Origin of the sequence: Psychrobacter sp. 1U1 (genome assembly GCF_051847535.1) — a bacterium.
GTDB classification, from domain to species: domain Bacteria; phylum Pseudomonadota; class Gammaproteobacteria; order Pseudomonadales; family Moraxellaceae; genus Psychrobacter; species Psychrobacter saeujeotis.
The window spans coordinates 205,157-219,614 of sequence record NZ_JBPYDD010000003.1; the positions used below are offsets into that span (position 1 = coordinate 205,157).

At 45.0% G+C, this 14,458-nt stretch carries 9 protein-coding genes; 8 read left to right on the plus strand and 1 reads right to left on the minus strand.

Annotated elements, in window-relative coordinates:
- Positions 1-28: 28 nt before the first annotated feature.
- Entirely contained in the window at positions 29-1,240 is a 1,212-nt protein-coding gene (gene glcF / locus ACS8FB_RS05375; protein WP_439261420.1) for a glycolate oxidase subunit GlcF, read from the plus strand.
- 68 nt (positions 1,241-1,308) lie between these two features.
- On the opposite strand, the gene ACS8FB_RS05380 is transcribed toward glcF, so the two are convergent.
- Entirely contained in the window at positions 1,309-2,103 is a 795-nt protein-coding gene (locus ACS8FB_RS05380; RefSeq protein WP_439261421.1) for a PAS domain-containing protein, read from the minus strand.
- A 363-nt stretch (positions 2,104-2,466) separates the two neighbouring features.
- On the opposite strand from ACS8FB_RS05380, the gene ACS8FB_RS05385 reads away from it, so the two are divergent.
- The 7 genes from ACS8FB_RS05385 (at position 2,467) to dnaE (ending at position 14,431) form a co-directional block, all read left to right on the plus strand.
- Entirely contained in the window at positions 2,467-3,453 is a 987-nt protein-coding gene (locus tag ACS8FB_RS05385; protein WP_439261422.1) for a proline racemase family protein, read from the plus strand.
- Between the two features lie 105 nt (positions 3,454-3,558).
- On the plus strand, positions 3,559-4,806 hold the full coding sequence (locus ACS8FB_RS05390) for an NAD(P)/FAD-dependent oxidoreductase (RefSeq protein WP_439261423.1): 1,248 nt from the start codon (positions 3,559-3,561) through the stop codon (positions 4,804-4,806).
- A 92-nt stretch (positions 4,807-4,898) separates the two neighbouring features.
- Positions 4,899-5,765, plus strand: a complete 867-nt coding sequence (dapA, locus tag ACS8FB_RS05395) for a 4-hydroxy-tetrahydrodipicolinate synthase (RefSeq protein ID WP_439261424.1) — start codon at positions 4,899-4,901, stop codon at positions 5,763-5,765.
- 98 nt (positions 5,766-5,863) lie between these two features.
- Positions 5,864-7,363 carry an aldehyde dehydrogenase gene (locus ACS8FB_RS05400; RefSeq protein WP_439261425.1) on the plus strand — a complete coding sequence of 500 codons (1,500 nt, stop codon included), beginning with the start codon at positions 5,864-5,866 and terminating at the stop codon, positions 7,361-7,363.
- A 103-nt stretch (positions 7,364-7,466) separates the two neighbouring features.
- Complete coding sequence (locus ACS8FB_RS05405; protein ID WP_439261426.1) at positions 7,467-8,915, plus strand: alanine/glycine:cation symporter family protein; 1,449 nt, start codon at positions 7,467-7,469, stop codon at positions 8,913-8,915.
- Between the two features lie 207 nt (positions 8,916-9,122).
- A complete protein-coding gene (locus tag ACS8FB_RS05410) occupies positions 9,123-10,370 on the plus strand; it encodes an NAD(P)/FAD-dependent oxidoreductase (protein WP_439261427.1) in 1,248 nt (415 codons plus the stop codon).
- A 347-nt stretch (positions 10,371-10,717) separates the two neighbouring features.
- On the plus strand, positions 10,718-14,431 hold the full coding sequence (gene dnaE, locus ACS8FB_RS05415) for a DNA polymerase III subunit alpha (RefSeq protein ID WP_439261428.1): 3,714 nt from the start codon (positions 10,718-10,720) through the stop codon (positions 14,429-14,431).
- Positions 14,432-14,458: the final 27 nt, after the last annotated feature.

Consider the following 14,458-nt stretch of genomic DNA (forward strand, 5'->3'; position numbering starts at 1 on the left):
TGATAGCGAAATGCAATAGGAAAACATTATGCGTACCCAAATTAATGTGAAGTATATAGATCATCCAGAAATCGAAGAGGCCGACTCTATTTTACGTAGCTGCGTACACTGCGGGTTTTGTAATGCCACCTGTCCTACTTATCAGGAATTAGGCGATGAAAGAGATGGCCCGCGTGGACGTATTTATTTGGTCAAACAACTGCTTGAAACTGGTGATGTTAGCGAAAAAACGCAAACGCACTTAGACCGTTGTCTAACCTGTCGTAGCTGCGAAACCACCTGTCCCTCTGGCGTGAGATACGGTCGCCTAGCCGAAATAGGCCGCGGCATTATGGAGGAGCAATTAGAGCGATCTCTACAGCAAAAGCTACTACGTTGGCTAATTCGTAAGGTATTACCCTACTCTCATCGCTTCGGATTTTTGTTACGCCTAGGGCAGTCAGTACGGCCTATATTGCCAAGCAGCCTAAAAGCGACAGTGCCAACGAGACAAAACAAACTTCCTATGCCAATACAGCAGCATTCACGCCAAATGTTGGTATTAGCCGGATGTGCTCAGCCATCAGCAACGCCAAACACCAATATTATAGCCGCTCGTGTACTTGATAAATTAGGTATTAGCTTATTTACTGCGCCCAAAGCAGGGTGCTGCGGTGCCGTCAGTTATCACATGCCCGCCCATGAAGAGGGGCTGGCATTCATGCGCCGCAACATCGATGCGTGGTGGCCTTATATTGAAGACGGCGTAGAAGCTATTGTTGTTAGCGCCTCAGGCTGCGGCTCGATGGTCAAAGACTACGGCGAAAAACTACAGTATGACCCAGCTTATGCGGCCAAAGCGAAACGAGTAAGCGAGCTGACTCATGATCTTGGAGAAATATTAGTTAAGGAAGATCTGAGTCAGCTGCAATTGCAAGATAAGGGGCGCAAAACAGCCGTACACTGTCCTTGCTCTTTGCAACATGCCCAGCAGCTTAGCGGCTTAGTTGAACGGATATTGCAGCAGGCAGGCGTTGAGCTCACGCCTACTAAAGACAAGCATTTATGCTGCGGCTCTGCTGGGACTTACTCAATACTGCAGCCTAAGCTGAGTCAACAGTTACTAACCAACAAGCTTGCGGACTTGACGATTGGTTATCCAGAGCAGATAGTAACCGCTAATATAGGTTGCCAACTCCATTTAAGTAGCCGATCAAGCGTACCAGTGAAGCACTGGATTGAATTGTTGGATCCGCAGTAGCTAGATCTGAATTAGTTAAATCCGTAATAATAGCTTATTAAGCTAGTTTTTCAATTTTAGTTTTTTAATTATAAATAAGCTTGGCGGAACTGAGTAGGCGACATGCCTGTGAACTGCTTGAACTGGCGGCTAAAAGCGCTGTGATCACTATAGCCGCAGTGCAACGATATCTGAGTCACTGACATTTCAGGCATCGCCAATAGCTTCACCGCATACTCCAAGCGCAGCTTTTGTACAAACTGCAGGGGCGACATATTGAGTACGGCTTTAAAGGTACGCTCTAGCTGCGATACGCTCAAATTAGCCAAATCGGCCAATTGGGCGATATTGATTTTCTGATCAAGATGCGCTCGTACAAACTGAGCAACTTCTGCCAAGCGAGCGTGTTTACGTAAAACGCGCTCGTTATCTTCGTCGATATCGACCGAAATACCAACCATCGCGATTATTTGTTGATTCTTATTATAAATAGGCAGTTTATTGGTAATACACCACCCTAACTGACCAGACGCATAACTGTGCAGCTCTAAATTATCAACGATAGACTTGCCTTCTCGCAATACCTTCATATCTTGTAAAATATAATCCCTACTCTGCCGATGCGAAAACACCTCCTCTGTAGTAAACCCTACGATATCTTCGTGCTGCCTCAACTGACAGCGTTTTAGCAAGGTTTTGTTTGCCAGCTGATAACGTGCCTGCTCATCTTTTACAAAAAAGACAATCTTGGTGAACTTATCAATCAAAGGCAGCAATAACGATATATTCCCAACAAATTCATCCATACTTTCTGGATAATAAGATGTAACGCTCTTTTGTAGTGACATCACAAGTTCAGTGTTTTCATTTAACTCATCAAGCATAGCGCTTCCTTGTTCTATTAGGCTGAATATACATATTAAACGTTAAAAAACCTATATGTATTTATCCTCATATTCTATGAAACAAAGCTTATATAACAGCATCCACTGATTATATTTATGAAAAAAAGTCGTGTCCTTTTTACTCCAAAATATACTACAACCTTACTAGTGTACACCTGAACACTATGCAGAAATGCGCATTTATCCATGAAAAAATAGCAAGACGCTCTCTCTGAAAAAGTCCACTCTATGTATAGACCTTGGTAAATAAGAGCCAACTATTGGCTGTTAAATTGAAACCATTAGGTCTCATGCATAAAAAACGGAATGTAACTTTTTCACGGATGAATTAGGGCGTCGGTCATGTCTTCTACATTATTTAATTTTCAAATTATTGACTCACACACAGGCGGTGAGCCTACTCGTATGGTCTATGACGGCTTTTCTGACCTCGTCGGTGACACTATTCAAGATAAGCTGCAATACTTCAAACAAAACTTCGATCATCTGCGTCAAAGTATCATCTTAGAGCCCCGCGGTAATGATGTCCTTGTCGGTGCGCTACTCCTTCCTGCAACGGACCCTAAAGCCACAGCGGGCGTTATCTTTTTTAATAATGCTGGTTATTTAGGTATGTGCGGCCATGGCACGATTGGTGTCGTCGCATCGCTGGCTTATCAACAAAAAATCACGACTGGCACACATTGGTTTGAGACCCCTGTGGGTTTAATCAAAACAACCTTACATTATGACGGCAGCTGTAGTATCCAAAACGTGCCTTCTTATCGTTATAAAAAACAAGTTGAAGTGCAAGTTCCTGATTTGGGTCTTATCCGTGGAGATATTGCTTGGGGTGGTAATTGGTTCTTTTTGGTCAGTGAACATGGACAAGATATTCAAGCAAATAATGTCGAAAAATTAACTCAAGTAACTATGCAAATTAAGCAAGCCTTAGTCGCTGCTAATATCACAGGCGAAAACGGCGGCGAGATTGACCATATCGAGCTGTTTGCCGATAGCAATGATGCTCAAGCAGATAGTCAAAACTTCGTCCTATGCCCAGGTGCTGCTTATGACCGCTCACCCTGTGGCACTGGCACCAGTGCCAAACTGGCCTGCCTTGCTGCTGACGATCTGTTAGCGCCTGGTCAAATTTGGCGCCAACAAAGTGTCGTTGGCAGCGTATTTACTGGTAGCTACCGACATGCCATTGATCTCAATAATACAGAGTCTACGGCCTACCCTGAGCACACAATCATCCCAACGATTTGTGGTCATGCCTATGTCTGCGCCGAGACCACACTGATTGTACAAGACGACGACCCATTCAAATGGGGCATTTCTTGCTAAGCACTTGTTAAGCACTTGCTAAAAAATTATTAAGCATATGCAAAACCACAGATAGCAATAGATTGGTCAGCCGATGTTTATGTATGAGCATTATCGAGAGATTATATGAGCACCTCAAACTTCGACCTTCATATTATTGGTGGCGGCATTATCGGCCTTGCGGCTGCGGTGACGTTGCAAGCGCGAGGCATCAAGGTCGCACTACTCGACGCCAATGAAATCGGTCAAGGCGCATCCTTTGGTAATGCAGGTCATTTGGCTGCCGAGCAGGTTTTTCCGATTGCCGATGCAAGTATGCTTCGCCACATCCCAGCCATGCTCTTTAACCCAACAGGGCCATTACGCATAGATTGGCGCTATCTGCCGCGCTTAATGCCTTGGGCAATGCAATTGCTCATGAACATGCGCCCTGAGCCATTTGAGCGCATTCATCAGGCATTACTGACCCTTAATCAGAGCAGCATTCAAACTTGGCAGGATTTTGCTAATCAGTGGCAACTAAACGATTGGGTACATATTGAAGGCTCATTATTAACGGTCGAAAAACCCGTTAGCGTGGCGTTATTAACCGCACATGGCAATCGTCTTAACGAGATTGGTGTGGCAAATGAGTTACTCAGTCAAAAAGAGCTGTTGGCGCGTGAGCCAGCCTTACAAGATAACCAATTAGCAGCATTGTTCTTTTCAGATACCGGTCACATCACCAATCTAAAAGCCGTCATGAAGCAGCTTCACAGTACCTTTAGACAATTAGGTGGTCATACGATTGAACATTGCCGTGTACTTGAAGCAGCCGTGCATCCAGACGGTATTCGTCTAACTACCAGTCAAGGCGATATGACAGCATCTAAGGTCATGCTATCTGCCGGTGCTCACTCAAAAACATTGGCGAGGCAACTCACTGGTGTGACGGTACCGTTAGATACCGAGCGTGGCTATCATCTAATGCTACCGCATGAGCCGCAGCGTTTGCAGATACCCGTATCCAGTATGGATCGGCGCTTTATTATGACACCGATGCAAGAAGGCTTGCGTTTGGCTGGCACTGTGGAATATGCAGGACTTGACGCGCCAGCAAATATGAGGCGAGCTCACATGTTATTGCAACAAGCGCAGCCCATGTTAAAAGCACCATTAAATGCAACGGACAGTGTGCCATGGATGGGTTTTCGACCTTCAACAGCGGATTCACTACCCATCATAGATAGGATTGACCAAGTATTTTTAAACTTCGGGCATCAGCATTTGGGCCTAACGCAAGCCGTCGTCAGTGCACGCATGGTCGCGGAGCTATATTTTAATGAGCCGCCTGTAATAGACCCAAAACCATATCGACTTAACCGTTTCAAATAGGCAGTTTATGACTGCCGTATAGCAAGCAAAAAAAGCAACCGATTCAATACTGAATCACCATTATTTAAATCACTACCAATAAGGAAAGACTTATGAATATTAATGGAATCTTAGTCCCAATCGTTACCCCATTTGACACTAACGGTAACGTTGATGCGCAAAAACTAACGGCGCTGGTCGAAGCCTTTATCGATAAAGGCGTTGCTGGTATCGTCGCTTGCGGCACTACTGGTGAATACTACACGTTTTCAGATGCTGAGCGTGAGTTAGTGTTGACCACTATTGCTGAAGCTGCAAAAAATAAAGTGACCCTTATCGCTGGTATTAACAGCTTATCAACCGATCATTCTATTGAGCTTGCCGCACAAGCAAAAACCTTAGGTTATGACGGTCTCATGCTATCTGCGACGCCTTATAGCTTACCTGAGCAAGATGGCATCATCGCTCACTTTGAAAAAGTGGCCGACGCCAGCGAGCTGCCAATCATCATGTACAACTTCCCGGATCGTGTCGGCGTTGCCATTGAATTTGACACGGTTGCTCATCTAGCCAAGCACCCTAACATCGTCGGCGTAAAAGAAAGTAGCGGCGACTTTAGCCATGCGTTACGTATGCTACAAGCTGATTTTGATGAATTTGAAGTGGTCTGTGGCTGCGACGATCAACCCGTTGACTTCTTCTTTTGGGGTGCAAAAAGCTGGATCGCAGGCGCAGCAAACGTCTTTCCAGCCGAACAAGTCGCTCTTTTTGATGCCACCCAGCAAGGCGACTGGGATAAAGCCAAGCAAATCATGAGTGAGATTTATCCTGCCATTCATTCTATGGAGTCTGGCAACTACAACCAAAAGGCCAAAGCGGGATGCTTAAACGGCACTATGGATGTTGGCTCAGTTCGCGTACCACTCACGGACATGCCAGCAGATGAAAAATCAGAGTTTTTAGCATTGCTGTCTAAATAACATTCAGCTTAGTAAAAGTACTGTTAAGGATAACCAACGCTAAATTTGATGCCGTAGTTAAACTGACGGCATCAAACTTAGCAGACAAGGATTAAAAAATGAGCACCACAAAAGAAATAACTACTAAAGAGCAAGTATTCGAGCAAGCAAAACAACAAAAACTATGGGCGGGTCACTTAATCGCCGCCGAAAATCTATCAACAGAGACCTTAGACAATTACACCCCTATTGATAACAGCGTCATCGGTCAAATCGCCTCAGGTAACGCCGATGATGTTGACATTGCCGTCAAGGTCGCACGCGATAGCTTTGAGAATGGTGAATGGCGACGTCTAGCACCAGCTGAGCGTAAAACCATCATGCAGCGCTGGTGTGCGCTCATGCATGAGCATTTCGAGGAGCTGGCAGCATTAGATTGTGTGGATGCGGGCAAGCCGATTACCGAATGCTTAAACACTGACATGCCAGCGACTATCGAGACTTTTGAATGGTATGCCGAAGCAGCTGATAAGGTATTTGGTAAAGTCGCGCCGACAGGTAGCGCGGCTTTAGGACTTATTGTGCAAGAGCCCATTGGTGTCGTTGGTGCAGTATTACCTTGGAATTTTCCAGCCCAAATGTATGCATGGAAAGTCGCTCCTGCTCTCATCTCAGGCAACTCTGTCATTGTTAAACCCGCTGAGCTGACCTCCCTATCCGCCTACCGTTTAACCGAGCTTGCCTATAAAGCGGGCGTGCCAAAAGAAGCCCTACAGTTGGTCTGTGGTCTTGGCGAGAATGTCGGTGCAGCACTCGGTCAGCATATGGATGTCGACATGGTGTCATTCACTGGCTCAACAGAAGTCGGACGTCTTTTCTTACAATACGCGGCACAAAGCAATTTAAAGGAAATCGTCTTAGAGTGCGGCGGCAAGAGCCCGCAAGTCGTCTTTGATGACGCCGTACTTGATGACGCCGCCATCAACGACATCTTGTCTGCGGCGTTTTGGAACATGAGTGAAAACTGTAGCTGCGGCTCACGTTTGATCGTACACAGTAGCCAAAAAGCAGCTTTACTTGAAAAACTTAAAGAAGGTCTAAAAGACTGGAAAGTTGGTTCACCTTATGATCCAAGCACTGCCATTGGCCCAATGATCGAAAAAGCACATTTCGACAAGGTGAGTCATTATCTACAAACCACCAAAGATGAAGGCGCAACGCTTGTGGCAGGAGGCAACATCCATTCAGAATTGGGCAGCGGTTGGTATGTCGAGCCTACTATTTTTGACAATGTCAGTCCCGACATGACTTTGTTTAATGAAGAGGTATTTGGTCCCATCCTTGCCGTCACTAGCTTCGAGACTGAAGAAGAAGCCATTAGTCTTGCCAATCAATCTAGCTATGGTTTGGCGGCGTCATTTTATACCCAAAACATCAAGCGCGCGTATCGAGTCGCTTCAGCCATCAAAGCGGGCACTGTCTCTATCAATGGCTTCTCAGAAGGCGATATCACCACGCCATTTGGCGGTTATAAACAATCAGGATTTGGCGGACGTGATAACGGTCTAGAAGCGTTGGAACAATACACACAGACTAAAACTATTTGGGTCGTCAATTAATAGAGCTTCGCAACACGTACGGTCATATTAACGCGCTTAATGTGACCGTATTTCATATCAAAACAATTGAATTCTTTAGTCAAACTTACAAGGAAGTAAGGTCATGGAAGCAATTATTAACACCATAGTCGGCTATATCTGGAGTGATGCGTTAGTTTATTTGGCACTCGGTGTCGGTATTTATTTTACGATTATGACCCGCGGTGTACAGTTCCGCTATTTTAAAGAGATGATCAAGTTATTATTTGACAAGCAAACTTCAAATAGAGGTATTAGCTCATTCCAAGCCTTTTGTATGGCATTGTCGGGTCGTATTGGTGTTGGTAACATTGCTGGGGTTGCCACAGCAATCGCAGCTGGTGGACCTGGAGCCGTATTTTGGATGATTGTGATGGGGCTGCTTGGCGGTGCAAGTGCCTTTATTGAATCCACTCTTGCTCAGGTGTACAAAGACGACGTGGATGGTCAGTATCGTGGTGGTTCGCCATTTTATATCGAGCGCGGGCTTAAGATGAAGCCTTTTGCCATTGTCGTTGCTGCCGTTACTTGTCTGTCTTATGGCGTATTAGTTCCTGGCGTTCAAGCCAATACCATCGCTGACTCCTTTCAGACCGCCTTTGATATTCCACCTTCTATGACTGGTTTAATCATTGTGGCGCTGTTAGCCGTTATTATATTTGGTGGCGTAAAACGCATTGCCAGCGTTGCTGCTACAGTGGTGCCCTTTATGGCGATTGGTTATATCCTAATGATGGTTATCGTATTAGGATTTAATGCAACCAATATACCTGCTATGTTTGCACTTATCATCAAGAGCGCCTTTGGTATGGAGGCAGTCTTCGGTGGCATCGTCGGTACCGCAATTTCTTGGGGTGTACGTCGTGCGGTGTTCTCAAACGTGGCCGGCGCTGGTGAAGCGACTTTCAGCTCTGCTGCTGCCGAAGTCTCGCATCCTGCCAAGCAGGGTTTGGTACAGGGATTTTCGATCTATGTTGACACTGTCCTCGTCTGTACTGCGACTGCATTGATGATCTTATCTACAGGTATGTACAATGTCATTCCGGCAGAAGGTATGACATTGGTTGAAAACATGCCAGGCGTTGCCGCTGGTACAGCATTTACTCAAGCAGCGGTATCAACCGTATTTAGCCAATATGGCAGCGGTTTTGTGGCCATTGCTATCTTTCTATTTGCTTTCACCTGCTTAATAGCTTATTACTACATCGCTGAAACTACCTTGGTATTTTTGGATAGCAATCTGCGTTATCCTGTATTAAAGCCAATACTAAAAATTGTATTTTTAGCCATCTGCTTTTCTGGTAGCGTGCAATCTATTGGCATGATGTGGGCGCTTGGTGATATTGGCTTCGGTAGTATGTGTTACCTAAACTTCATTGCTATCTTACTGCTTAGCAAAACCGCATTAAAAGTTCTAAAAGACTATGATGAACAGAAAAAGTTAGGACTTGATCCAATATTTGATCCCAGAAAAGTAGGCATCGAAAACGCAGACTTCTGGATAGAGTATAGTGATAAGTACGGTAAGCGTTAAACCCTAAAAGACCTTATCCATAGTTAAAAATATAGAGCCCTTTGCATTTCATGTGGAGGGCTCTTTTATTCGAATAGAGCATATTGCTTTAAGCTCTTGGACTGAGTATATTGGATTCAATTAGCTGACAGTCATGACATTAACTACTCTATCCTTAACTACTCTATCCTCTTTAAACTCAGCACATGAGCACTATCGAGAGTCTTTATGATTACTTCAAATTTTGACTTACACATTATTGGTGGCGGTATTATTGGGCTTGCGACTGCAGTGATATTACAAGCACGAGGAGTAAAGGTAGTATTGTTGGAGGCAAATGAAGTTGGACAAGGCGCGTCATTTGGCAATGCCGGACATATCGCGCCAGAACATGTATTTCCGATAGCTGATGCCAGCATGCTCCGTCATATTCCAGCCATGTTATTGAATCCGACAGGACCGCTGCGTATAGACTGGCGCTACCTGCCTCGCTTGATGCCATGGGCCATTCAGTTACTACTGAACATGCGTCCTGAACCATTTGAGCGCATTCATCAAGCGTTATTAAGCTTAAATACTAACTGCCTTCAAGCATGGCTAGACTTTGCCAACCAGTGGCAATTAGACGATTGGATAGAGGTAAAAGGTTCGTTATTGACCACTGAAAAAACAAGCGGCATTGATCTGCTTATGACCCAAGGCAAGCGTCTTAACGATGTTGGTGTCACGAATGAACTACTGACCAAAGAGCTACTCTTAGAACATGAGCCCGCCTTACAAGATAATCAATTAGCAGCGTTGTTTTTCCCAAACACAGGACATATCACTAATTTAACAGCGGTAATCAATCAGCTTAGCAGTACTTTTAGACACCTTGGTGGTGAGATTATTGAACATTGCCGAGTCCTTGAAGCGCACACTGATGTAGATGGTATTCGCTTGAAGACCAATCAAGGTGATATCACCGCCTCCAAAGTGATGTTATCGGCAGGTGCTCATTCAAAAGCCTTGGCTAAACAATTAACGGGGGTCAATGTTCCTTTAGATACCGAACGTGGTTATCATTTGATATTACCTCATGAAAGCAAACGCATACAGACTCCCGTAACCAGTCTAGATCGGCGCATTGTGATAACACCGATGCAGGAGGGTTTACGTTTGGCGGGCACAGTAGAATATGCAGGACTTGAAGCTCCTGCCAATATGCAACGAGCGCACATATTCTTACAGCATGCACAGCCCATGCTAAAGACTCCCTTAAATTCCAACGATAATGTGCCATGGATGGGCTTTCGTCCGTCAACCTCTGACTCTCTCCCTGTTATAGATAAGATTGAGCGTGTGTTTTTAAACTTTGGCCATCAACATTTAGGCTTAACACAAGCTGTTGTCAGTGCAAAAATGATTGCCGAATACTATTTTGATGAAAGTCATACTATCGACCCCAAACCTTATCAGCTTGCCCGTTTCAGATAGGTAGGTTGTCAAAACATTATAAATTGGGCAAAGACTAGGGCGTGTTAAATCTTTATTATATGCTTTGCCGACCTAAAAAAAGCTTTTATATCAAAATTATACCAAAAAGTCGCTGCAAATCTGGAAACCGATTTCATTCTTTCTCGTATAATACCTAGTAGCTGAATCAGTGGTTGTCTGTGCCAAATAATGATATTATTAGCAGCTAAATTTAAAATTAATAAATAAGGCTATTAACGCCCTATTTACTTCTAACTACTTTTAAAAACTCATTCAAAGCATTGATAATAATAAAACTATTTTCTTGGTAGCTCATCTTCTTTCGATTGCATTAGTAAGAGTCCTCTATGGCATTTGTACACCTTGGCATTCACAGCGAATATTCAATCACCGATTCTATCGTGCGCATCAAGCCGCTTATTAAAGCAGCAGCAGCGGACAATCAGCGCGCGCTGGCGTTAACTGATTTATCCAACCTTTATGCTACGGTGAAATTCTATCGTACCTGCTTAGGCGCTGGTATCAAGCCCATCATCGGTAGTGAAGTCATCATAGATGATGAAGACTCGAGGCTTACCCTGCTGGCTATGGACAACGAAGGCTATCAAAATATCACCCGCATCGTATCGCTAGGCTTTACCGAAGGCCGCGCCGATCCTGATAATCACGGCGTACCCATTATCAAGCGCAGTCATATTCTAGAGCACGCTGCGGGCGTTATTGTCTTATTCGGTGAAAGATCAGACGTCGGTCAGGCCTTACTCGGCTCTATGCCAGAAAAAGCCGATGAGCTGATAAACGAATGGCAAGCGCAGTTTGATGATCGCTTATATTTTGCTATCAAACGTACCAATCGCTCAGGGGAAGATGCTTTTATTAAAGCCGCTATCCACTCAGGTGCCAAACACAATATTCCTCTCATTGCACACAACGATGTGCGTTTTTTAGAACAAGAAGACTTCGATGCTCACGAAGCCCGCGTTTGTATCGCAGGCTCTTATGTACTGGCTGACCCAAATCGTCCAAGACTGTATTCAGATGAGCAATATTTGAAGACTCAAGAACAGATGGCGCAGTTGTTTGATGATATTCCACAAGTTATTAATAATACCTTACGTTTAGCAACCCGCTGTAATGTGATCTTGACCCTTGGCATCAACGTACTGCCCGACTTTCCTGTTCCAGAGGGCGAAACCATTGAGTCTTTTTTCCGCGCAGAGTCGCAGCGCGGCCTTAATCACCGGTTGGATAAACTCTTTCCTGTGGAAGAGCGCGACGACAGCTGGAGTGACTTTCGCAAACAGTACGATGAGCGCTTAGAGTACGAGCTTAATATCATCTTATCGATGGGTTTCCCCGGTTATTTCTTAATCGTCATGGACTTTATCCGCTGGGCCAAGGCCAATGGTGTCCCAGTTGGCCCTGGCCGTGGTTCTGGTGCTGGCTCACTAGTCGCTTATGCACTGAATATTACCGATCTTGACCCTATTCACTATGATCTATTATTCGAGCGTTTTTTAAACCCAGAGCGCGTCTCAATGCCCGATTTCGATATTGACTTTTGTATTGAAGGCCGCGATAGAGTTATTGATTATGTCGCCCAAACCTATGGCCGTGAAGCGGTCTCGCAAATTATCACCTTTGGTACGATGGCGGCCAAAGCCGTGGTGCGTGATGTAGCACGGGTACAAAGCAAATCATACTTTTTGGCTAATAAAATCTCCAAACTGATTCCCAAGACGCCAGGCATCACGCTGTCTCAAGCACTCGAGCAAGAGCCGCAGCTTAAAGACTTAATATCCAATCCTGACAATATGGATTATGAAGATGCCATTGAGATTTGGGAGATGGCGATTAAGCTTGAGGGCGTATGCCGAAACGTTGGTAAACATGCCGGTGGCGTCCTGATTGCCCCACATAGAATTACTGATTTTAGCGCCATTTACTGCGATGATGACGGACATCGTGTCAGCCAATTTGACAAAGATGATGTCGAAGATGTGGGCCTAGTAAAGTTTGACTTCTTGGGTCTACGTAATTTAACCGTTATCAATGCTGCGGTAGAAAACATCAATCTACGCCGCGCAAAAGAAGGTCTCGATGCGCTAGTATTAGAAGACTTGCCACTAGATGATAAAAAAGCTTATAAGCTGTTGCAAGATGCTAAGACCACGGCCGTCTTTCAGCTAGAAAGTATGGGCATGAAGAAATACTTAGCCAAGCTACAACCGACCAATATCGAAGACGTCATCGCCATGTGTGCGCTCTATCGTCCAGGTCCGCTAGACGCTGGCATGGTAGAGATGTATATTGACCGTAAGCACGGCCGCGAGGAAGTCATCTATGACCATCCCAACCTTGAGCCGATCCTCGAGAATACCAATGGCGTTATTGTCTATCAAGAACAGGTCATGCAGATCTCGCAGGTCATGGCAGGCTATAGCTTGGGCGGTGCGGATATGCTACGCCGCGCCATGGGTAAAAAGAAACCTGAAGAGATGGCCAAACAGCGCGATATCTTTGTCACTGGTGCGACCGCGCAAGGTATCGATGAAGCGACCTCAGGCGGCGTATTTGACTTGATGGAGAAGTTTGCCGGTTATGGCTTTAACCGCTCGCACTCCGCCGCTTACGGTGTGCTCGCTTATCAGACCGCTTATCTCAAGCAGTACTACCCTGCCGAATTTATGGCTGCGGTACTGACCTCTGATATGAACAACACTGACAACGTCGTGTTCTTTATTAATGACTGCCGTGAAAACTTTGACCTCACGGTTGTCAATCCATCAGTGAACCGTAGCGAGTGGCACTTTGTCGCCGATACGCCGACCAATATTATCTACGGCTTAGGCGCGATCAAAGGCGTGGGTGAAGGTGCGGTTGAGTCTATCGTCAATGCGCGTCGCCGTGGAGGCCCTTTTAAAGACCTCTATGATTTTTGCCGCCGAGTAGATATCAAAAAAGTCAATAAGCGTACTTTAGAGGCCTTGGTAAGCGCCGGCTGTTTTGATGACTTTGCAGCAATATTACGCCCTGATCTGCCAAGCGACGAAGCTTACGAGATTCGCGGTGCACTCATGAGTCAGTTGCCAAGCGCGGTACAAGCCGCTGAGCAAGACCGCCAAAACAATGAGCTTGGCATGATGGATTTGTTTGGTGAAATGGACGGCGTGGTCGCAGCGCCGCCTCTAAAAATGACGCCAGAGCTGATTTGGGGTGATAAGCATCGTCTTAAAGCTGAGAAGAATACTTTAGGTTTATATTTAACCGGACATCCTATTAATGAGTATTTGGATGAATTAAAGCGCTACACCTCCGGTGCTCGTCTCGATAAGCTCACAGACACAGGTTACAACGGCAGCTGCTACTTTGCAGGCCTTATTATCGATATCGCCAACTTCGGTAACCGAAATGTGATTACCTTAGATGACGGTACCTCACGATTAGAAGTCAGCTGCTATGCCGAGCGTTTTAATCGCGTTAAAGACCAGCTAAAGGTAGATGAAGTGGTCATTATCAAAGGCAGTATCCGTGAGCGTGATGGCCGTCTGTTTGCACGACTTGATAATGCCATGACCATGATGGATGCACGCTTGCGTTGGCTCAAAAAAATTAGTATTAAAATACATGGTAGTGATATTCAATTACTCACGCGTTTGCAGCCACTGCTCAAATCAGCACAAGCTGACATCATCCCAGCACCGCGCTTGACTTATAATAATGATCAGGACGAACAAGACAGTAATAACACTGGTGTCTATGATCCTGTTATGGGTGGTAGCTTATATGATGAAGATGGTAACGACTTGTTGGCGCTAGAAAATGATATGAATCAAAATACACTTCAACAAAATGGCAGCAGCTATGCCAACAACGCTTTGAGCAATACCGACGACTCAATCAATGATAATTGCTTACCACTTGGCTTGAGCATCTATGAAAGTTATGGTATCGCTAATGTAGGGTTATCTGAGCATTGGCGCGTCTATCCTAATGACGACAATTTGCAGCAGTTAAAGAGCATGGTGACTGAAGACAACCTGCATTTTCATTATAGTTGATACTATAAATATAGAAGTTTAAAAATA

Bases quoted from the DNA above. Each gene is read 5' to 3' on its own strand.
- glcF (WP_439261420.1), top strand. From the start codon at position 29: ATGCGTACCCAAATTAATGTGAAGTATATAGATCATCCAGAAATCGAA.
- ACS8FB_RS05380 (WP_439261421.1), bottom strand. From the start codon at position 2,103: ATGCTTGATGAGTTAAATGAAAACACTGAACTTGTGATGTCACTACAA.
- ACS8FB_RS05385 (WP_439261422.1), top strand. From the start codon at position 2,467: ATGTCTTCTACATTATTTAATTTTCAAATTATTGACTCACACACAGGC.
- ACS8FB_RS05390 (WP_439261423.1), top strand. From the start codon at position 3,559: ATGAGCACCTCAAACTTCGACCTTCATATTATTGGTGGCGGCATTATC.
- dapA (WP_439261424.1), top strand. From the start codon at position 4,899: ATGAATATTAATGGAATCTTAGTCCCAATCGTTACCCCATTTGACACT.
- ACS8FB_RS05400 (WP_439261425.1), top strand. From the start codon at position 5,864: ATGAGCACCACAAAAGAAATAACTACTAAAGAGCAAGTATTCGAGCAA.
- ACS8FB_RS05405 (WP_439261426.1), top strand. From the start codon at position 7,467: ATGGAAGCAATTATTAACACCATAGTCGGCTATATCTGGAGTGATGCG.
- ACS8FB_RS05410 (WP_439261427.1), top strand. From the start codon at position 9,123: ATGATTACTTCAAATTTTGACTTACACATTATTGGTGGCGGTATTATT.
- dnaE (WP_439261428.1), top strand. From the start codon at position 10,718: ATGGCATTTGTACACCTTGGCATTCACAGCGAATATTCAATCACCGAT.